The organism is Paraburkholderia sp. BGA-UO-ETr-F12 (assembly GCF_059567945.1).
In genome coordinates, this window is sequence record NZ_JCAQOZ010000067.1 from 313,799 (window position 1) to 335,234 (window position 21,436).

At 60.0% G+C, this 21,436-nt stretch carries 15 protein-coding genes; 4 read left to right on the plus strand and 11 right to left on the minus strand.

Annotation, left to right across the window (positions count from 1 at the left end; translation table 11 throughout):
* Positions 1 to 4: 4 nt before the first annotated feature.
* From AC57B6_RS37950 to AC57B6_RS37960, 3 genes are all read left to right on the plus strand, one after another.
* Positions 5 to 1,165, plus strand: coding sequence for an NmrA family NAD(P)-binding protein (locus tag AC57B6_RS37950; protein WP_496423266.1), 1,161 nt, complete (start codon positions 5 to 7; stop codon positions 1,163 to 1,165).
* 70 nt (positions 1,166 to 1,235) lie between these two features.
* Positions 1,236 to 1,841, plus strand: coding sequence for a DUF8737 domain-containing protein (locus AC57B6_RS37955; protein WP_496423267.1), 606 nt, complete (start codon positions 1,236 to 1,238; stop codon positions 1,839 to 1,841).
* 70 nt (positions 1,842 to 1,911) lie between these two features.
* Positions 1,912 to 3,093, plus strand: a complete 1,182-nt coding sequence (locus tag AC57B6_RS37960; protein ID WP_496423268.1) for an alpha/beta fold hydrolase — start codon at positions 1,912 to 1,914, stop codon at positions 3,091 to 3,093.
* A gap of 127 nt (positions 3,094 to 3,220) precedes the next feature.
* Here AC57B6_RS37960 and AC57B6_RS37965 read toward each other — a convergent pair whose 3' ends face one another.
* The 7 genes from AC57B6_RS37965 to acnA form a co-directional block, all read right to left on the minus strand.
* Complete coding sequence (locus tag AC57B6_RS37965; RefSeq protein ID WP_496423269.1) at positions 3,221 to 4,141, minus strand: proline dehydrogenase family protein; 921 nt, start codon at positions 4,139 to 4,141, stop codon at positions 3,221 to 3,223.
* A 721-nt stretch (positions 4,142 to 4,862) separates the two neighbouring features.
* Positions 4,863 to 5,132, minus strand: a complete 270-nt coding sequence (locus AC57B6_RS37970) for a hypothetical protein (protein ID WP_178370827.1) — start codon at positions 5,130 to 5,132, stop codon at positions 4,863 to 4,865.
* A 591-nt stretch (positions 5,133 to 5,723) separates the two neighbouring features.
* Entirely contained in the window at positions 5,724 to 6,473 is a 750-nt protein-coding gene (locus AC57B6_RS37975; protein ID WP_030099726.1) for a response regulator transcription factor, read from the minus strand.
* A gap of 217 nt (positions 6,474 to 6,690) precedes the next feature.
* Complete coding sequence (locus tag AC57B6_RS37980; RefSeq protein ID WP_496423270.1) at positions 6,691 to 8,322, minus strand: hybrid sensor histidine kinase/response regulator; 1,632 nt, start codon at positions 8,320 to 8,322, stop codon at positions 6,691 to 6,693.
* 438 nt (positions 8,323 to 8,760) lie between these two features.
* The gene (locus AC57B6_RS37985; protein WP_496423322.1) at positions 8,761 to 9,510 is read right to left on the minus strand and encodes an ABC transporter substrate-binding protein; all 750 of its coding nucleotides are present in this window, start codon (positions 9,508 to 9,510) and stop codon (positions 8,761 to 8,763) included.
* A complete protein-coding gene (locus AC57B6_RS37990; protein WP_496423323.1) occupies positions 9,507 to 10,790 on the minus strand; it encodes an MFS transporter in 1,284 nt (427 codons plus the stop codon). Before AC57B6_RS37990 ends, AC57B6_RS37985 begins: the two co-directional genes overlap by 4 nt.
* A gap of 118 nt (positions 10,791 to 10,908) precedes the next feature.
* Positions 10,909 to 13,590 carry an aconitate hydratase AcnA gene (gene acnA / locus AC57B6_RS37995; RefSeq protein WP_496423271.1) on the minus strand — a complete coding sequence of 894 codons (2,682 nt, stop codon included), beginning with the start codon at positions 13,588 to 13,590 and terminating at the stop codon, positions 10,909 to 10,911.
* A 177-nt stretch (positions 13,591 to 13,767) separates the two neighbouring features.
* On the opposite strand from acnA, the gene AC57B6_RS38000 reads away from it, so the two are divergent.
* On the plus strand, positions 13,768 to 14,673 hold the full coding sequence (locus tag AC57B6_RS38000; RefSeq protein ID WP_496423272.1) for a LysR family transcriptional regulator: 906 nt from the start codon (positions 13,768 to 13,770) through the stop codon (positions 14,671 to 14,673).
* A gap of 102 nt (positions 14,674 to 14,775) precedes the next feature.
* Here AC57B6_RS38000 and AC57B6_RS38005 read toward each other — a convergent pair whose 3' ends face one another.
* The 4 genes from AC57B6_RS38005 to AC57B6_RS38020 all read right to left on the minus strand — a co-directional run bounded on the left by AC57B6_RS38005 (position 14,776) and on the right by AC57B6_RS38020 (position 21,401).
* Positions 14,776 to 17,889, minus strand: coding sequence for an efflux RND transporter permease subunit (locus AC57B6_RS38005; RefSeq protein WP_496423273.1), 3,114 nt, complete (start codon positions 17,887 to 17,889; stop codon positions 14,776 to 14,778).
* The gene (locus AC57B6_RS38010; protein WP_051743270.1) at positions 17,886 to 19,097 is read right to left on the minus strand and encodes an efflux RND transporter periplasmic adaptor subunit; all 1,212 of its coding nucleotides are present in this window, start codon (positions 19,095 to 19,097) and stop codon (positions 17,886 to 17,888) included. The genes AC57B6_RS38005 and AC57B6_RS38010 overlap by 4 nt, the downstream gene beginning before the upstream one ends.
* Positions 19,094 to 20,575, minus strand: a complete 1,482-nt coding sequence (locus AC57B6_RS38015) for an efflux transporter outer membrane subunit (RefSeq protein ID WP_496423274.1) — start codon at positions 20,573 to 20,575, stop codon at positions 19,094 to 19,096. Before AC57B6_RS38015 ends, AC57B6_RS38010 begins: the two co-directional genes overlap by 4 nt.
* A 148-nt stretch (positions 20,576 to 20,723) precedes the next feature.
* Positions 20,724 to 21,401: a response regulator gene (locus AC57B6_RS38020; protein WP_491564229.1), complete on the minus strand. Its 678-nt coding sequence runs from the start codon at positions 21,399 to 21,401 to the stop codon at positions 20,724 to 20,726.
* Between the last annotated feature and the right edge of the window lie 35 nt (positions 21,402 to 21,436).

The window sequence follows — 21,436 nt, forward strand, 5'->3', positions numbered from 1 at the left end:
GTTAGTGGCCTGCCCGGTGATGGACGCTGCTGGTCCGGATGCCCGTTCAACTCAACTTGAGGAAACAACCATGACTTCTCACGCCGCGTCCCGGATTTTCGTCGTTGGCGGCACTGGCGCCCAAGGCCTGCCCGTCGTCAGCGCACTCGTCGCCGATGGCAAATATTCTGTCCGGGCTTTGAGCCGGGACCCAGATTCCCGGCGGGCCAAGGCGTTGCTCGCACTCGGCAACGTATCAATTGTGAAAGGCACATTCGCCGACGAAGCCGTCCTTCGGGAAGGCTTCCGTGGTTGTGATGGGGCATACATCAATCTCGACGGATTCAACACCGGCGAGAAAACGGAGATCTATTGGGCGATTCGTTGCTACGAAATCGCGCTGGAAGAAGGCATCAAGTTCTTCGTGTACGGCAACCTCGACTACGCACTCAAGAAAGCCGGCTACGACTCCCGCTTCCGCGCCGGCCACTATGACGGCAAAGGCCGCGTAGGCGAATGGATCCTGTTCCAGAACCAGACGAACCGGGACCGCATGGGCGCGGCCGTATTCACCACAGGGCCGTACATGGAGATGGCGATTTCGGCCATGACGCCAATGATGCCGATGGTGGAGGACGGCGTGCTAACCTGGCGCGTGCCACTCGGCAACGGCTCTGTGCCCCACGTCGCATTGGACGATTGCGGCTACTACGCACGCTGGCTGTTCGACCATCCCGAGCGCTCGAACGGCATGGATCTCGAAGTTGCGATCGAGCAGGTCGAGTACCACAAACTGGCCGAGGCGTTCGAGCAGGCGACCGGGCATCCGGCACGCTATATCGACACGGGTCTGGACACGTACTGGAACGGCCCGCTCAAGATGGCTGCGAGCCTGCCTGCCGGATACAACGCGGATCCGAACGACAAGAGCACGATGAGCTTCCGAGACAATTTCACCGGGTTCTGGAACATCTGGAAACACGGCGTGATCCAGCGTGACTACGCGCTGCTCGACGAAATCCATCCGAACCGCGTCCGGACCGTCGAACAGTGGCTCCGGCGTGAAGACGAGCGCGGCCGGCAGCAAGGTAAGGGAAGCCTCTGGGAGCGTATGCAACCGGAAAACCTGTTCAGGTCGACGCCGCTTCTGAAACTATCCGAAGACGGTAGAAAGGGCGAACTGTAACGCTCCGACATCGCCTCCAGAAGGTGCCGCAAGCGGACCAACAATTTAGTTTAACTAATGGGTATTGACGATGAATCAGGTAGTTGAAATCGGAAAAAGCAGCGGGCCGCGCGTTTTGCTGGGGGTGCTGGTCGTCTGGGGACTGGCTGTTGCCGCCGCTGCCGAGGCGGGTGTCTATCGTGCCGTCTACCCGCTGTCGCTCGCCGGTCTCATCGCTTTGGGAATCGCGGCGCCGGTCGTCGTGTACGCACTGTCCAGAAGGTTTCGCGCATACATCGAGGCCGTCGGGCTGCGGACGCTGACAGCATTCCACATCTGGCGCATCGCGGCCGCGCTGGTGTTCTTCTGGTACGGCGCGCATGACCTCCTGCCGGAGGCCTTCGTGCGGAACGCGGGATGGGGCGACCTCATCGCAGGATTGCTGGCGCTCGGCGTCACGCTGCTGCCGAAAACGCGCAACCGGTATCTGGTGTTCCACCTGTTCGGGTTTGCCGATTTCGTCGTGGCAGTTGGTACCGGGTTGACCTACTTCCTGCTTAACGATCCCCGCATGTCCGGCATCCAGACGCTGCCGATGGCCTTGATCCCGTTCTACGGCGTCGGAATTTCGGGGGCGAGCCACATCATGGCGTTCGACCTGCTGCGTCGCCGGCCAGGCCTGTCCAACGCCAGGTAAGCATGCTGCTGTAATGGCATGAGCCGAATCGAGGCGCACACGCCTTTCCCACCCAAGCAAGGAAATCATCATGAAGTCTCGTTGTACCCGTGCCGCAGCCAGCGCGCTGTTTGGCTTGCTGGCGTTCGGCCCCATGTTCGCGGGTATCGCATCGGCCCAATCCAATGCACCGTCCGCCGCATCCGCCAATGCAGCTGCGCCGTGGGACCAGCGCGTGAATCCGGCGGCTGTTCAGGCCGATGTCTGGTTCGACAATTACACATTCCGGGACGGCGAGACGCTGGCCCGGTTGAGGCTTCACTACGCAACGCTCGGCACGCCGCATCGCAATGCGCAGGGGACCGTCGACAACGCCGTCCTGGTCTTGCACTGGACGGGGGCGGACAGCCGCACGCTGCTGAGTCCCACCTACACGAAGGCGCTGTTCGACCCGGGCCGTCCGCTCGACGCGAACCGCTACTATCTGATCTTTCCCGACAACGTAGGCCACGGCCAGTCGAGCAAACCTAGCGACGGACTGAAGGCGAAGTTTCCGAACTATGATTACGGCGATATCGTCGATCTCCAGCACAAGCTGGTGACCGAAACATTGGGCATCGGCCATCTGCATGCGATTCTGGGTATGTCGATGGGTGGCATGAACGCATGGCAATGGGCCGAGACGTATCCCGACATGATGGACGGCGTGATGCCGGTGGTCTCGCTGCCGATTACAGTCTCGGGCCGCAATTTGCTCTGGCGGCGTATGGTGATCGACGCGATCCGCTCCGATCCTGACTGGAAGAACGGGGACTATACGCAAACGCCGCGCGGCTGGATCGACGGTTTCAGGGTACTGCGGATGATGATCGACAGCGCGCCCGCGCTGCAGCAGGAAATTCCCGACGGCGCGGCGGCGGACAAGTTCCTCGCGACCGCCCGCTTTCAGGCCGAACACGTCGATCCGAACGACATCCTGTATTCACTCAAGTCGTCATTCAGCTACGATCCCGAGCCAGCGCTTTCGAGGATCAAGGCCAAACTCTTCGCCCTGAATTTTTCCGACGACGAGTTCAATCCCGACACGCTACAAGTCCTCGAGAGACTTGTTCCGACGCTTCAGCAAGGCAGGTACGCGGTGCAGAAGGGCACGTCTTCGTCGCCGGGACATTTCACCATGACGCGTCCCGACCTCTGGGCGCAGCATGTAGGCGAATTCATGCGGTGGCTTGGCGATGTGCCCTCACAGGCAGGCAGTACCAATACCCAGTGACCCAGGTTATGTCCACGATGTACGGATCTGTAACGCCCGATTTTGAAAGCCTATGGGACAGTTGAACGTGGCGATAGAAAGGTCGGCCAGTGGCAGGTACTGGCCGACGCCGGTCCTGCTGTAAGTGCTAGCGAGCCCGGGCGCTACGTATCATCGCAGCCAGGATATATCCGGCAATTCGCGGATTCTCCTTAATTCGCCGCGTGCTGTAGCCATACCAGTCATGACCATATGGCACATAAACGCGGACGTGAAATCCTTGCGCAAGCAAGGCGTCACGCTGCGGTTCGCACACGCCTAGCAACATCTGAAACTCGAATTGCGAGCGGTCAACTCGCTCGCGTTGCAGCCAACTGGTCAACGCATCGATCAATTGTGCGTCGTGCGTTGCGATGCCCACAAACGATCCCGCACGTATCGCGCTCGATACGTGCCGAACGAAGTGCGCATTGATCGCGGCCCGATCCCTCGACGCACCGTCGACGAGATGCTCGGTTGACTCTGCATAAATGCCCTTGCAAATTCGCATGCGGCTCTTGCGCGCCTGCAGGGGAACGATGTCGTCATTCGTGCGCGTCAAATAGGCTTGCAGCGCGATCCCGACTGGATAACCGTCGGCTTCGAACTCCTGGAACGCGTCGAGCGTTTTCTGAGTGCAACTGATGTCTTCCATGTCGATGCACGCGCCGATTCCGTGCGATGCTGCCGCTCGCAAAACCATAGAGACGCGTGCCATGCACGCGTCTTCGTCGAGATGCAGTCCGAGGGCGGTCAATTTTATCGATAGCTCGGTGGGTTGATTTTCTGCACCTAGCGCTTCGACGAGATTGAGATAGTCGCGAGCCATCGAATCCGCCTGCTCGGACGACGAAGCAGTCTCGCCCAGCACATCGACGGTTGTACGGAAGCCTGCTGCGTGGAGCGCGCGGATGCGCGTGCGAGCATCGCAGAGCGTTTCACCAGCGATATAGCGGCGGGAGATTTTACGGATTAGCGAACGGGGAACGAGCGGGATGGCGCGAGCCGCCATCGTATTGAGAATACGCATGTTGTGGTCTCATGAAAACGCAGTCGCACGAATCTGGATACAAGAAGTCGATTCGAGCAACATCACCGGACTGCCTATCACAACAGGTCCGGGACGAATGCCAAAGTGGATGCAATCACTGCATCGACACAGGCTTTCAGTGCGTTTTCGAGGGAGGCCAGGCAGCTGCGTACATTGTTCGAGCGAAGTCTTTTGCAGTTAACCACGGGGTGAGTCAAAGCCCGATTTCTCTACGTCAGTCAGGCATCGGGGATCGTAGCATGAACGAACAAACGGCGGTGACGAACCAATCCGGGCTGCACCGAAGCTTTGATTGTTGACGATTGGCGCATCCCTGTCGAGTGTCTCGAAGGCGCCGGTTGCAACCGCCGGGAAATGACGCTACTAAGCCGCCGCTGGCCTGGGGTGCAAGCTTTTGAACGGCGGCTCACGGTGAATGGGCCGAACGCGTAAGGTCGGCCAATAGTTGCCGTTCGCGCAACACACGAAGCCATCATTCCAACGGCCGGTCCACTCGGAACCGGCCATAACTGAAATTGAAGCAGGCCAGGTTTTACGCCACCTATGTGGTGGATCGCTTGCCCGTGGCGTTGTCGCGCAGTCGGCCGGCTGCTTCCCCGGTCAGTGCCATGCCGCTTTCGACCCCCATTCGGCAACTGTTCTATCGATCGTGTCCGTCGCTTCAATTTGCGAGCTGCCTTATCGCGGCATCGCCACCCAGCTAACTACCCTGATAAATATCGCAGGAGAGGCCCACTACGCACGGTTGACCGTCTCGGGTTTTGCCGTAACCGTTTCGTCCGCCCGGTTGGGCTCCAGAGTCCCATGTACTGCCGCCACCCATCGGCATCGCCTGCTGTGAGGAAGGGATTGGCTGCTGACTGGATGACTGGCTAGTGACGTCTGACGGTTGCATCTCCTGAGCGTCGGCCGCGCCGGCCGCGGTGAGCAGGAACAGCACGACGGTTGCGGCCGAGGGTTGTACTTTCATTTCTTCACCTTTTCATCATCAACGGGTTGCATGGCTCTCGTGCCCTCGGACCTTGGTTAGCTCCCGCCGAAAAAAACGTTGCATTGTGGGTCCATCCGGCACGGTCTGGCATTTTTTGCACCAGCTTGTACCCGTGTGTCGGGCGTACCGCCGTATGCTTCCATCCCGGCAGTCGGGTCGGATGCTTGTGTAGCGGCGTTTTCTTGGGGCGCGGGTTGAGAGGCTTGCGGTGTGCCTTGCGAATGCGCAACGCCGGCCATGACAAGCAGCACGACAGCGGATGCGACTATCAGTGGAGATTTCACGTTGGTTCCTTCATCTACGTTGAGTTTTCCATTCGTGCGATTCGTTATTCGCGTTGCGCACGAGTCAGGGCCGGTTCAGCTCATCACGACGAGCAACCGCTCCGGGTGCATTCGACGAATGCCCCTCGGCGTTGCTGTCATATTGATTCTTGATCAGGCGAAGGGCCGTCGCAACGCACATGTGTAGGCGGTGGACAGCAAAGGTCGGCGAAAGATGTAGGTACTGTGATCGGCCGATCCCGGTGACATGCCGGGTCGCGATCGATGGAAAGCAGGCTGACCGAAGTCAGTCGGTTGATTGTCCGCCGGCAGCCGGCAAGCTTCGGTCAAGCACCGGATCCGTGACCGGCGGGACGCCGAGCTTGATCCCTCTATCCGCCAGCATGACGATGAGTTCGGTACGGCGCCGCAGATTGAAATGCGCAAGCAGATGACTGATGTATTTCCGTACCGTAATGTCTTCGAGCCCCATTCTCAGGGCAATCGTCTTGGACGGAAGTCCGCGCACCAGCCACGCCAAGGTTTCGAACTCTCGCGGTGTGAGTCCCAGTTCGGATGCATAGTTCGTTTCGGATTTAACTCGCGGCTGCGCATCCTCAGGTCCATTTTCGGCAGCCTTGTCAGTGTTCATATCACGACTGAGGCTGGCAATGCTGGCGGCTGGCAGGAACACGCCGCCGGCAAGCACCGCGCTTACCGCCGCACGAAGCGCTTCAGGCGGCGACGATTTGGGCACGTATCCCATGGCGCGAAGCTGGATGCATCGACTGATCGTTTCCACTCGCTCGTCGGCCGATATCACGATTACCGGTAACGACGGTCGCGACGCTTTCAATTCGGCAAGCGCATTGAAACCGTTGCCGTCGGGTAGGTCGAGATCGAGAAAAACGATATTCAGTAGCTCGCCAAGCGCATGACCCACGCCTTGGGACAATGTGCTCGCGTGCAGCAACTCGATGTTCGGAAAGAGCTCCGTGAGTAGAAGCGCCAATCCGGCTCTGAACAGTTCATGGTCGTCGACGATCAGTACGCGCACTCCATCGTCTCCTGGAACTGTCTTCGCGCCGAGCTGCGATTGCGCATCGGAGGATGGCTAAACCGGTCGTGATCGTCCGATGTCTTCAGATCAGATAGTACACAGTGGCGGTGGATCTATATGGCGTCGCCTGAAAAGTGGCGGTTTTCGCCTATCATTAGACGAATCAAGCGTAACACGCGTACCAGCAGGACCACCGCGCGCAGGACGCTTGCAGTTACTGAACCTTCGCGAGATCGAGCTTCATCTTCCGCTGAGCGCTCATGTACCGGCTGACGTCCGCCAGCAGGTCGTTAGGGGGGGATGACTTACGCAATAGTACGAACGGTTCCGGGAAGTCGCGAAGGACCCGATCGGACAGCAGCTCACCGGTGATGAATGCGACGGGGATAACGCCCGCCCACGCGAAATGACGCCTGATCCGATTCGCAACCTCCTTGCCGGTAGCTCCGTCGCGCAGACGAATATCGGCGACGATGAGATCGGGAGTGCGACTGTCATCGGCAAGGATGGCCTCGAATCCATCCATCGACTCTGCGGCGTACACGAGCGCGCCCGCGCTTGAGAAAAGACGCCTCAACCCTTCGAGGACAGTAGGGTCATCGTCGCATAGGAGCATGAACGTGCCAGTGAGATCGGGTGTGTAGACGTCGCCACCCTGAACATGAGCGCCGACGCTCGGGGTTGATGTCGAAACCGTCGCGTAAAGGGAAAAGCGCGATCCGCGCCCTTCCACGGAGGCGAGACTCATGCCGTGTCCCGGCAGGATATGGATCGCACGCTGCACAATCGACAGCCCCAGTCCCAGCCCTTTCGAACGGTCGCGCCCCGGATTGTTGATCTGATAGTACTCGGAGAAGATCGCGTCCCGATGGGCGGGCGCAATGCCGATGCCGGTATCCCATACATCGACGCGCAGCCGTTCATTCAGTTGCACCCAGCCAAGCACAACGCCACCCGATGAGGTGTTCTTGATCGCGTTCGATACGAGATTCGATACGGACCGCTTGAAGAGCGATCGATCGGTTTCGATGGACGGCGGGTACCTTCGCCGCCCGGCGATTCTTAGATCGATGCCGCGCAATCGCGCCGTCTCCCTATATTGCTCGAAGACCTCGGTCAATAGACCGTGGGTATCGACCGGTACGACATGGGGAACATATGAGCCCAGTTCACTGTAGTCCTGAATGTCCTTGAACATTTCGAGGATGTCGGATGCGGTCTCCTCGATGACATCGAGCTCGCGATCCACGGCGTATCCGTCCCTCATCCTCGTCCGGGCGCTTCGAATGAAAAGATTGATTGCGGCGAGAGGCTGCTGGATGTCGTGATACGCCGACGAAAAGAATCGCTCTTTCTCCTTGACGAGCTCTTGCATGCGTCTGTTCTGCTCGTTGACCGCGCGCGAGGCCGCTTCGACGCGCGCCTTGGCCGCGCGCAAGGTGCGCCGGTACATGAATTCGCGCCTCGCGGCACGTTCCAGCGGGATGCTGAGCAGCACGCCGACGACAGCCATCAACGGCACCATCGTGGCGTGCGCAGCCACCGACTCCATGCGCAGTTCGACACTCCCGCCGACGGGTTTGAAATAAAGCATGACCAGATAGCTGCAGACGCATATCCCCATTAGCCAGGCCGCCGTGATGACCCGAAGCCGAAAGGCCATGAATATCAGGAAAAGGGAAAACAGCAGCACCGGATAGACTTCCCGCCAGCCAAGGTCGCCCGGATAGAACTGCAGCATTCTGAGGGTGGCGAACCAGCAACTGATCGTCCAGACACTGAGCAGCCCGACGGCCCAACGCTCATCGAGTGCGCGCGGGGTCCAGAACAGCACGGGAATCGCCATGCCGATCGCTGCGGCGACTCGCAGCAGAATGAGCTCGTTGTGATGCAGATGGGCGGGATCGAGTACGTTTAACCGGGGGAAGTCGCGGATGGAAAATAGGATCCACAACGCGGTGAAGATTGCGATAGCGAGTCTGCGCTGTCCAGAGAAGCGCCGTGCGTAGTCCCACCGGAACGCGCGTTCCTGAGCCCCCGATCTGAACTTGCGCACCCTGAGGCCTGACGATCTCATGACGACGCTCGATCAGGAAATTCGCCGCCTGCGGATAGGGGCAGCGTGCAATCGACACAGAATAGCAGGGTGTCATCCGAAGTTATATACACAAATGTAGCGTCTCGATGTGCCTGCCTGATCAGGAGCGCCTACATTCTTCCAGACTCGACTCAGGCACCCGGTCGGCCCTGACGCCGTGGCCACCCACGGCGTTCAAGGAGATGCTTATGAAAACAGTGCTCGATACGCCGGTGCGACCTGCGCGCCGACTATTCCGTGCCGGCTCAGGGCGGCAGCAACGAAACCGGACCGTTTCATTTCCTCGACAAAGTCGCACAGCACTTTCGCCGCTTCGGCGCCGCGCGTCTTTGGTGTACCCATCGCTTGCTGGATGACCATGAAACGCTCGTCAAGCAGCCGTAAGCCGGGCGTGACGCTGGCATCAGCCTCGAGTTGCTGCTTGACTCCGGCCGCAACGTCGAGATTCTGCTCAATGAAGGTTTGAACGACCGCCGGCGACGTTGGAGCACGGACGATCTCTGCGGACTTCAACGCTCGCGACAGGAACAGGTCATAAGCACTACCTTTGCCAACTGCTACGCGAATGCCGGGTCTGTCCACGTCTTTGTTACTCACAATCGGCGACGTCTCGCGAACGAGATAGAAGCCCTCGATCAGCACGTAGGCCGCAGTGAAGGCGATTGCCTGTCCACGTACCGGATCAAGCGCAAAAAAGCCGATGTCGGCACGGTCGTCATTGACCGTCTCCACGGATTTGCCGGCCGCATCGTGGACGGCCAGTTCCAGCTTTACCGACAGCCTTTCCGCAAACGCACGCGCAAGATCGACTGATACGCCGGTGACTTCGCCTGTCACCGCATCGCGATTTGCGAGGATTGGATTTCCCAGATTGATCGACGCGCGCAGCTTTCCCGTAGGCGTGAACGCGTCGATGACAGAGTGATTGATGTTCATTGGTTTACCGATTCTGCTGCCTTTGTCGACGGCTGTTTTGTCCACCGGCGGTTTCCATGCGTCTCGGGCATCTTGACATAGACGATTAGCGAGATCGCAGCCCAGACGGATACATACCAGTAAAAATAATGTTCGTGTCCAATCGCTTTGAGCCGCAGCGCGACAAATTCCGTGGTTCCACCGAGAATGGCGGTCGTCAGCGCATACGGCAATCCGACTGCTAGCGCACGGATGCGCACGGGAAACATTTCCGCCTTTGCCAACATGTGGACCGAAGTAAATCCGCTCAGCATCACGAGTCCAGCAAACGCGAGCGTGAATGCGACCCATGGGCTATGGGTCACGCTTAACGCGTTGAACAGAGGCACGGAAAACAGCGTCGTCGAAAGTCCGAAGCAGATCAACACCGGACGTCGACCGAAGACATCGGATGCGTAGCCGAACAATGGCTGCAGGAACATGTAAAGCAGCAAGGCGCTAGTCGACGCGAGCGCCGATGTTTCCTTCGATAGTCCGACCGTGTTAACGAGGTACTTCTGCATATACACGGTGTAGGTATAGAAGGCGACCGTTCCACCGACCGTGATGCCAATTGCAAGTGCAATTCGACGCCAATGGGCCAGCAGTTGCATCGAAATCGGCGGCGCAGCCTCCTGCTGGCTGGCACGAAAAGCATCCGATTCCACGACGTTCCTTCGCATGTACCAAGCGAAGAGAGCTAGCGCTCCGCCGACGAAGAATGGAATCCGCCAGCCCCACGCATCGATTTGCGCGGACGACATTGCGTGCTGCAGGACGAGCATGAGCGCGAGAGCGACCAGCTGTCCGGAGACAACGCTGACCTGTAGAAATCCCAGATAAAAACCGCGCCGGTTGGCCGGCGCAATTTCACTCAGATAGGTCGCGCTTGTGCCGTATTCACCGCCCATGCTCAGACCTTGCAGCAGCCGGGCGACAATCAGGATGATCGGCGCGAATACACCGATAGCGCTATAGCCCGGCGTAAGAGCAATCATCAGCGAGCCGACACACATCGCAGCGACCGACCGCGTTAGCGCTGACTTTCGGCCGTGTTTGTCAGCCCACAACCCCACGAGCCAGCTACCGAGCGGCCGAGCGACATAGCCGACGGCGGCAATTGCCGCGGTGTTCATCAATTGCACAGTGGGCTTGTCGCTCGGGAAAAATGACTTCGCAAAGTAGATCGAGAAGATGCTGTACGTCAGGAAGTCGTACCACTCAATCAGGTTCCCTCCCAGTCCAGCCGCGATCGATCGCATATGCGGTCGAGTCGCGCTATGGGTTGCCTCGAGTGCATCGCGGCCAATACTGCTATTGTGCGCAGGCGTCATATTGTCTCCAGCATGTAATGAGTTATTGTTGGATTGGCGAAGCGAGTCAGGAAAGGTGTAGTTCAGCGCTTTGGGCCTGCCGGGCGAGCCGGTCACGCAGCACGTACGGCAGAATTCCACCATGCCTGAAGTAGGTTTCTTCGATCTCCGAATCGATACGCGCTCGCAGGCGAACTGTTGCCGTTTCACCGTTGCCGCGATGAACCACGAGATCGAGCATCTGTCCTGCCCGGATTGCGCCCAGATCGCCGGGCAGATCGAACAGTTCGTCCCCCGTGAGGTGGAGGCTTTGCGCGCTGTCACCTTCTTCAAATTCCAGCGGCAAAATCCCCATCCCAACCAGGTTGCTTCGATGGATACGCTCGAAACTGCGTGCAATCACGGCGCGAACGCCTAACAGACGGGGTCCCTTCGCCGCCCAATCGCGACTTGAACCATTGCCGTATTCGTTTCCCGCGAACACAATCATCGGGACGTTTTCAGCCGCGTATTTCGTCGCGGCCGCGAAGATGCTCATGCGCTCCCCGTCCGGCTGGTGTAACGTCACGCTTCCTTCCTCACCCGGAACCATCAGGTTGCGAAGGCGGACGTTCGCAAAGCTGCTTCGTACCATCACACGGTCGTGGGCGCGCCGGGAAATGTAGCTATTGAAGTCGCGCGGCTCAACACCAAGCGAGATCAGGAATTTCCCCGATTCCGATTCGGGCGGGATCGCACCGCCTGGATTGATGTGATCAGTCGTGACCGAATCGCCCAGGATCGCGAGCGCGCGCGCACCGCGGATTTCCCCGGGCTGCGGGATTTCGCGTGTTACGCCGTCGAAAAATGGCGGACGTTGCATATAGGTGGAATCGTCGGTCCACGTGAAGAGGTCGCCTTTAGGCGCCGGCAGCGATTCCCACAGGTTTTGCTCTGCGGTTGTCGCGTAGAGATTGAGTACATTTTCTGCGTCTTGCGCAAATGGCGTGACCTCGGCCATGTCATCTGCGCTCGGCCAGATATCGCGCAAATAGACGTCCTCGCCTTGCAAACCCTTCCCCAACGGCTCGGTTTCGGGATCGAAGCCGATTTTCCCGGCGATAGCAAACGCCACAACCAGCGGAGGGCTCATCAGGAAATTCGCCTTGATAGCCTGGTGGATGCGCGCTTCGAAATTGCGGTTGCCCGAAAGCACTGCGGCAACGCTCAGGTTTCCGTTCTTGATCTGTTCGAGAACCTCCGGCGCAAGTGGCCCCGAGTTGCCCATGCACGTGGCGCATCCGTAGCCAACCGCGTTGAATCCGAGAGCATTCAGATATTGCTCGAGACCCGCCGACTTGAGATACGCGCTAACGACCCGCGACCCCGGCGTGAACGACGTCTTCACATGCGCCGCAGTTCGCAGTCCCTTCTGCACGGCATGTTTTGCGAGGAGTCCCGCAGCGAGCATCAGACGAGAATTGGACGTGTTGGTGCAGGACGTAATGGCAGCGAGCACAATATCGCCATGCTGCAGGCCGGTTCTGTCTTTATCGTCTCCGGTTTGAGAAGACGCAGCGCCAGGTAAAAGCGCGTGGACTGTTTTCTTCAGATTCGACAGCGGGATCCGGTCTTGTGGTCTCGACGGGCCTGCAACGCTCGGTACCACGGAGCCAAGATCGATACTGACTGTTTCGGTGTAGTCGATGTCGCCCCGAACGGGAATGCCGAACATGTTCTGCGCTTCGAAATAAGCCCTAAGCGAAGCCAGCTCGACGTCGGTTCTGCCGACCGATTTCAGGTACTGCAAGGTGTTGTCGTCGACAGTGAAGAAGGCGACGGTGGCGCCATATTCAGGCGCCATGTTGGCAATCGTCGATCGGTCGGGTGCAGCAAGGCTTGCCGCGCCTGGTCCGAAGAACTCTACGAATTTGCCGACTACTTTTTTTGCGCGTAACGCTTCGACGACGGTAAGTACGATGTCAGTCGCCAGGATTCCGGGAGCGGGCGTCCCCGTCAGTTCTACGCCAATCACGTCTGGCACAACAACGCAAACGGGCTGTCCGAGCATCGCCGCTTCGGCTTCGATGCCGCCCACCCCCCAACCAAGCACCCCGATGCCGTTGATCATCGGAGTGTGACTGTCGGTTCCAATGAGCGTGTCGAAGTACGTAATGCCGTCCTTCTGATGGACGCCACGAGCAAGCCATTCAAGATTGACTTGATGGATGATGCCGGTACCGGGCGGAAAGATACGGAACGATTCGAACGCGTTGTCGGCCCATTTCAGGAACGAATATCGTTCGGCGTTGCGTCGATACTCTACTTCCATATTCAAGCGGAGTGCTTCTGGCGAGCCTGCGTGTTCTACCGAGATCGAATGGTCGACGACCAGGTCAACCGGCACCAGCGGTTCGATGGTCGCGGGCTCGATGCCAAGTCCCGCAGCAGCTTCGCGCATCGCGGCGAGATCGGCCAGAAGCGGAACGCCGGAAGAGTCGGGCGCGACGATTCGGGAAACGACAAATGGCACTTCGTTGGTACGTTTGCCATGCGGCTTCCACCCTGCGACTTCGTGAAGATGGTGTTCGTGCACGGTCGTTCCGTCGAGATTCCGTAACAACGACTCGAGAATAATACGAACGGAATGTGGAAGTCGCGAAATGGTGCCGAAGCCTAGCTGTTCGAGCGCGCTGAGCGAAAAAAACTTGCTGTCGGGAAGTCCCGCGAGGGGCAGGGGGCGCAATGCGTCTTTAGATTGAAAGCTCATGTATGTGCTCGTTGAGTGGGTCCAGGTGCTCGCCAATACCGGGATCACCGATTCAGAGTGGTGTCGGTCGAGTTGCTACGGCGTGGTCGGCCATCCGAAGGACATGATTGAGCAGTCTAGGCAAAGACCTCCCTGGCGTCTAATATATTGAAATTGCACTCTCAATACATAATATGTATGGACCTACGGCATCTCCGGTATTTCGTGGTCGTGGCAGAGGAGCTGCATTTCACGAAAGCAGCGCAGCGCATCGGTATCGCGCAGCCGCCGCTGACGTTCCAGATCAAGGCGCTCGAGGCTGAACTGGGCGTGCAGCTGTTCGACCGCCAACCGGGGCGGGTTGCGCTGACAGAGCCCGGCAAGATTTATCTAGAAGAAGTGCGCGCAATCCTGGAGCACGTGCGGATGGCGACGCTCCGCTGTCAACTCAGTGCACAGGGCGTGACCGGCCGGCTCAACATCGGCTTTACCGAGTCCGCGTCGTTCCGCGGAGAAGTAACAAGCACGCTTCATCGATACCGAAGTCTTTTCCCCGGAGTCGATATTTCACTCGAGGAAAATCGCACTGGACCGCTTCTGGATTCGCTGCGGCAGGGACGTATCGACATTGCTTTCGTGCGTCCGCCGACCAACAGTGATGACGAAATCCGCTTTGTTCTGCTTTCGACGGAGCCTATGGTCGTTGTCGTTCCGAAAGGCCATCGAATGGAAAGCCGCGATGCCGTTTCGCTGGAAGAACTGCGCGACGAGCTGTTTGTGCTTTATTCGCGCACCACGCGCTCGGGGCTTCCTGAGATGGTGCTTTCGGCATGCGAAGCCAGTGGCTTCAATCCGAAAGTGGTGCAATACGCCCCGCAAATCTCGTCGACGATTAATCTCGTTGCCGGTGGGCTCGGTATTTCAATTGTTCCTGCCTGCATGCGCAGCAGCCGTTCCGACGACGTTTGCTACATCCCGCTGAGTGGCGATGGTGCCAACCTGGTTGCGAGCCTGGGATTGGCGCATCGGGTCAAGGGACTATCGCCGGCTGCACAGAATCTGTTGAAACTGATCCCCGGCGTTGGTGTTCACGAAAGCCACTAGCCATGTTCACAGGAATGTTAGCGGCCAAGACGCCGGGATGACGCGCTAACCATAGCGAGCGCGCCGGCAGTCGAGCACCGGCAGCGACGCGCCGCACCGCGCTCAACCTACTGATTCACGCTCAAGCATATCGCCTCTTGCGCGCCGTTTCGCCAGCCAATGCGACAGACGGTCGAACCACAGATGCACGACCGGCGTCGTGAAGAGCGTCAACATCTGCGAAACAATCAGGCCGCCGACAATGGCGATGCCAAGCGGCACGCGCAATTCCGCGCCTGCACCGTGGCCAAGCGCGAGCGGCAGTGCGCCAAACAGCGCGGCGAGCGTTGTCATCATGATCGGCCGGAAGCGCAGCACGCACGCCTGACGGATCGCCTCGCGCGGCGATAGGCCTTGCTCACGCTCGGCCACCAGCGCGAAGTCGATCATCATGATGGCGTTTTTCTTCACAATGCCGATCAGCAGAATGATGCCTATCATCCCCATGATCGAGAGATCCTGGCCGCACAGCATCAGCGCCAGCAATGCTCCCACCCCCGCTGAAGGCAGCGTCGAAATGATGGTGAGCGGATGAATCGCGCTCTCGTACAGGATGCCGAGAATCAGGTACACCACGACGAGCGCGGCCGCGATCAGATACGGTTCGCTCGAAAGCGAGGCCTGGAAGGCCTGCGCCGTGCCCTGGAACGAACCCGTCAGACTGTCGGGCTTGCCTGCTGCGACTTCGGCCTGGTGAATCGCCGTCACGGCATTGCCGAGCGATTGCCCCTGCGCCAGATTGAACGAGATCGTTACAGCCGGGAACAACCCCTGGTGATTCACAGAAATTGGCGAGACGTTGTTTTCGATCTTTGCGAGCGTGTTGAGCGGCACAAGTTCATTCGTCAACGGTGAACGAACGTAGAGATGCGCGAGCGCGTCGGTGGTCAACTGGAAGCGCGGATCGACTTCCTCGACGACGTGGTACTGATTTAGCTGCGTGAACAGCGTAGCGATCTGCCGTTGGCCGAACGCATCGTAGAGCGTGTCGTCAATCGCTTGCGCGGTAATGCCGAAGCGTGAGGCGGTACTGCGGTCGATCACGAGCGTCGCGCTGGTCGCGGCAGCTTGCTGGTCGGACGTGACGTCGGCGAGTTGCGGCAGCTTCGACAGCTTGTCGGTCAGTACGCCCGCCCAATGATTGAGTTCGTTGATATCCGGGTCTTGCAGGGTGTACTGATACTGCGCGGCGCTGATACGGCCGCCCACCTGAATATCCTGGCGGACCTGCATCGACAGGGAAATGCCCATTACCGTTGCCAACTGCGGCTTCAGGCGATTGAGCACCTGCGCGGCGCTGTCCTTGCGCTGACCGAACGCTTTCAGGTTGATCATCACGCGGCCCTGGCTCACGGTCGGATTCGCACCCATCCAGTAATAGACGTTATCAACGGCAGGATCGGCTTCGATAATGTTACCCAGTTGCTGCATTTTCAGAGACATTGCGCGCGGGGAAATGTCCGGCGCGGCCTGCGCGACGCCCATGATCAAACCAGAGTCCTCCTGCGGAAAGAAACCCTTTGGGATCGCGATAAACAACGCAACTGTCGCGACAATCGTTGCGATCGTCACACCAAGCATCAGCCTCGCCCGATCCAACACCCAGTCGAGACCTCGCTCATAACGCCGCTCCACCGCGACGAAGCCTTTTTCGAGCCACGCTTCGAGCTTGCGCATGCGCGCTGCTTCATCGGGCTCGGGCAAACGGATCAGCCAGCCGCATAGCATCGGCGTAACCGTCAGCGAGACGAGCGCTGACATCAGGATCGCCGCGCTCACTGTCACCGCGAATTCGCGGAAGAGGCGTCCAACAATGCCGCCCATCAGCAGGATCGGAATGAACACCGCGATCAGCGAGGTCGTCATCGAAAGAATGGTGAAGCGCACCTCCATTGCGCCGAGCAGGGCGGCTTTCATGCGGGGCACGCCTTCTTCGACATGCCGCATCACGTTTTCGATTACGACAATCGCGTCGTCCACCACGAAACCCACCGCGATGGTCAACCCCATCAGCGAAAGATTGTCGAGGCTATAGCCGAGCAGATACATCACGCCGAACGTGGCGACCAGAGACAGGGGGATCGTGAGGCTCGGAATGATCGTCGCCCATACGTTGCGCAAAAACGAGAAGATGACCATGACGACGAGCGCGATCGTCAGCATCAGCGTGAACTGCACGTCGTGCACCGATGCATTGATGGTCTGCGTACGATCACCCACCACGTGCAGATGCGCAGCGGCAGGCAGCGTTGCTTCCAGCGCAGGCAGCTTTGCCTTGATGTTGGCGATCGTCTGCACGACGTTGTAGCCGGGCTGCTTGTGAATATCGAGGATGATCGCGCGTTCGTGCTGAAGCCATGCGGCCTGCTGGTTGTCTTCGGCGGCATTCAGAACAGTGCCCAGATCGGCAACGCGAATCGGCGCGCCGTTCTTGTACGCGACCACCAGATCGCGGTACGCCGAGGCGGTCGTGATCTGATCGGTCGCGTTGAAAATCACCGAACGGTCCGGGCCGTTCAGGCTGCCCTTCGGCGCATTCACGGTCTGCAAGCCGACGATCGAACGCACGTCTTCCAGCGTGAGGCCGCGCGCGGTGAGCTTGTCGGGATCGAGCTGAATGCGCACGGCTGGCCGCTGCTGGCCGTGGAAATCGACGAGACCGACGCCTGGCATCTGCGAGATCTGTTGCGCCAGATAGTCTTCGGCGTAACTGTCGAGTTGCGTGAGCGTGAGCGATGGCGATGTCAGCGCGAGCGAAAGCAAAGTGAAGTCGGCGGGGTTGACCTTTTCATAGGTCGGCGGGTTCGGCAGATTCTTCGGTAGAGTGCCGCCCGCCGCATTGATCGCCGTCTGCACATCCTGCGCCGCGCCGTTGATGTCGCGCGACAAGTCGAACTGCACCGCGATGTTGGTCGTGCCCAGCGAGCTCGACGATGTCATCTGCGTGATGCCCGCAATCAACGAAAGTTGACGCTCGAGAGGCGTCGCCACCGACGTCGCCATCGTCTCCGCACTCGCGCCCGGCAACTTCGCCACGACCTGAATGGTTGGAAAGTCGACTTGTGGCAAGGGCGCGACCGGCAACAGGAAATACGCCACCGCGCCCGTCAGCAGCACCGCGATAGCAAGAAAACTGGTTGCAATGCGCCGGTTGATGAGCCGTTCCATGAGGCTCATGACGGATTGTCCAGGTTGGCCTGGCTACCGGCTGTCTCAGCGGTGCCCGGTGCCTGGGCCACGGTCGGGACCGTGGTGGCCGCCACGCGCACGCCCGGGTTCAAGCGGCTTTGTCCGTCGAATACGACCAGATCCTTAAGGGCGATGCCGCCGCGAATTTCCGTCATTCCGTCGACCGTCACGCCCGTTTGCACCGGACGCATCTGCGCCGTGCCATCCGCGTTGATCACATAGAGCTGCGTGCCGTTCTGCGTGTTCACCACCGCGCGGCTCGGCACGGCGAGCCGCATCGTATCGGTGCGCAGCAGCACGCGCGCATTCACCAGCTCGCCCGGCCACAGCTTGCGGTCCTTGTTGGTGAATGAGGCCTTGAGTTTGATCTGGCCCGTGGTGGGATCGACCGTACTGTCGACGAACACGAGCGTGCCGTCAGCAAGCGCTGTGCTGCCGGAACGCGTGGTGACGTTGACTGGCAAAGGTGCGGCCGCCTGATTCGTGAGCAAGTCGGGGAGCACATCTTGCGGCACGGAGAACAGCACGGTAATCGGCTCCATCTGCGTCACGGTGACGATACCGGTCGTATCGGTGGGATGCACGATCGCGCCGATGTCGGCCTCGCGCGCACCGACGCGGCCGGTGAACGGTGCAAAGAGGGTGGTGAAGCTCAGTTGCAGGCGGTCGCTCTGCACCAGCGCTGCATCCGCCGCGACAGTGGCGGCGAGTGCCTCGACTTGCGCCTTCGCGGTGTCCACAGCTTGAGCGGTTGCCGCACCAATGCCGACGAGCTTCGAGTAACGCGCCAGGTCGAGTTTTGCGTTATCGAGCGACGCCTGATCCTTGCGTTGCGCCGCTTCCGCCTGATGTAGTTGCGCGGTGAGCGGCCCCTGGTCGAGCTGGGCGAGCAGCTGTCCTGCCTTCACATCCTGCCCTTCAGTGAAGGCTACGCGCTGCAACTGGCCATCCACACGCACTTTGACGTCCACGGTATTGAGCGGGAGGACCGTACCCACCGCCGCCACTCGAATCGGAAAGTCACGCTTCACCGGATGGCCGGCGTTGACCGGCACCGCAGCCGCGGGCTTCACCGCCTGGTGCTTCGGCCAAAACCACGCGATAAGAATCGCGACAAGGACGGCGAATACCACCACGAGCGGCGCGTGACGGCGCCCGCGGAGCGCTTCGTGGTTCGGAGAGTCAGCAGGTTTCATGAGTGGGAAGGCGCAGGAGTGGAAGCGGTGTTGCTATCGGTCACGCCGAAGCCGCCGCCGAACGCGCGAAACAGGCTCACCGAAGCTTGCAGGCGCGCGAGCCGCGCCTGTACCAGCGTGTCTTCGGCTTGATAAAGCGTGCGTTGGGCGTCGAGTACGGTCAAGAAGTCGATCGTGCCGAGCTTGTATTGGGTTTGCGCGAGTGTGGCGGCTTTACGGGCGGCATCGGCGGCGGTCTGGTCGGCGGCCTCCGCGAGCTGCTGCTGTTGCGCTGCCGAGAGCGAATCTTCGACGTCCTGCAATGCAGTTATCACGGCTTGCCGGTAATCGGCGACGCCCTTGGCTTCGGCGGCTTTGCTTGCGTGCAACTGGCCGCGCAGCGCGCCGCCGTCGAACAGCGGCGCGGCCAGAGACGTGGCGAGGCTCGCAAACGGACTCGACAGGAAATGCGAAAGGGACTTGCTGCTGAGGCCGCCGTCGGCGGTGAGCACGATGTTCGGCAGGAAGGCCGCGCGCGCCGCACCGACGCTCTCGTTAGCCGATTGCAGCTGCGCTTCCTTCGAGCGGATATCGGGGCGTGTTTCCAGCAGGCTGGCCGGCAGATTCGGGCGCGGCTGCGGAATGGTGATACTGACGAGCGCGGTGTCGTCGACTGTGAACTGCTCGGGCGCGGTGCCCACCAGCACGGCGAGCGCATGGATATTGATGTCCAGTTGCTGTTGCAGCGCCGGCACCGCCGCCTGGAAGGTGGCGAGCGCATTGCGCTGCTGCTGCACCTGCAACTCGGTCGCGACGCCCGCCGCCTGTTGCGCGAGCAACAATTGCAGAATGTGCGCGGCATCGTCGGAAATGGACTGTGCGATCGCCAGACGGCGGCGCAGGCTCTGCACCTGGAAATACGTGTCCGCCACCGACGCGGTCAGCGTCAAAGCCACCGTATCGCGATCGAATCCGGACGCGCGCGCAAGCAGGTCGGCCGCGCTGGCGTTGGCGGCGTTGAAGCCCCAGAAATCGACCTCGTAACTTGCTTCGGCGAAGAGGCTCTGGGTTTTGGTGGTCGAGCCACGCCCCTGGTGAGCGCGGTCGAACGTGGCGCCGAGCGTCAGCGACGGATACTGCGGCGCCCCGGCTTTTTCGGCGTTGCCGCGGGCCTGTTCTACGCTCGCAATCGCGGACGCCAGTGTGAAGTTGTTTTGCAGACTCCGATCGACCAGCGCATCGAGCGCGGGGTCGTGATATTCACGCCACCAGCCGCTTCTGACGGGGACGGTATCGGCGAGCGGCGAATTCGCGACGCCGTCGAAGCGCGGCGCGAGCGGCGTACCCGGCCGCTGATAGGTCGGCACGACGGAGCACCCGGCTAGCACGGTGAAACCCAGCGCACATGCTGCGGCATAGACGGCGGCGCGTACACCGGGATGAGGTGCACGAGGACTGACGACGCGCGAGAATGACGCCGAACGGGACAGTCCTGACATTGGAGAACGCTCCGGCAACATGGGAATGCCACCAGATTAATCAGCGGGTCCTGTCAGTGCTTTCGCCCAATGATTAAAAAAATTTAATGCGCCGCAACCCGCCTTCGGAGCGGGTGTGCGCGAGGTCATCCCTGTCGCCGGGAACATACTAAGGCGCCGGGTTCAGCACATAACCGGCACCCAGCACGGTATGAATCAGCGCCACCGGAAAATCGCGATCCACCTTCGCCCGCAGCCGATGCATGTGCATATCGATGATATTGCCGCGTGGCTCGAAATCGTAGTTCCATGCCGCCTCCAACAGCATGCTACGCGTCACGACCTGGCCCTCGCGACGCGCCAGGCATTCGAGCAACAGAAACTCGCGATGCTGCAGGCGCAGGTCGCGGCCGCCCCGGGTCGCGGTTCGCGCTCGGGTATCGAGTATCAGATCCGCGCATTCGAGCCGCTCGCTCATTCTGCTGCGATCCGCGCGCCGCGCGAGCGCCTCGATTCTCGCCAACACTTCGACGAAAGCATACGGCTTCACAAGGTAATCGTCGCAACCGACGCGGATACCCTCCACGCGTTCGTTCAGCCCGCCAACCGCGGACAGCATCAACACCGGCGTGGTATTGCCACCCGCGCGCAATTGCTGCACGAGGGCGATTCCGTCGAGCGCCGGCAGGAGCCGATCGGTCACAATCACGTCGTAAATGCCCTCACGCGCGTAGGCTAGCCCGGTCGCACCGTCGGCTACGGTGTCGACAATGAAACCGCTCTCGCTCAGGCCGCGCGCAAGGAACTGGCCGGCGCGCGTATCGTCTTCGATCAGCAGAATTCGCATACGCTAAACGGGTTGATGAAGGCTTGCATTAAAAT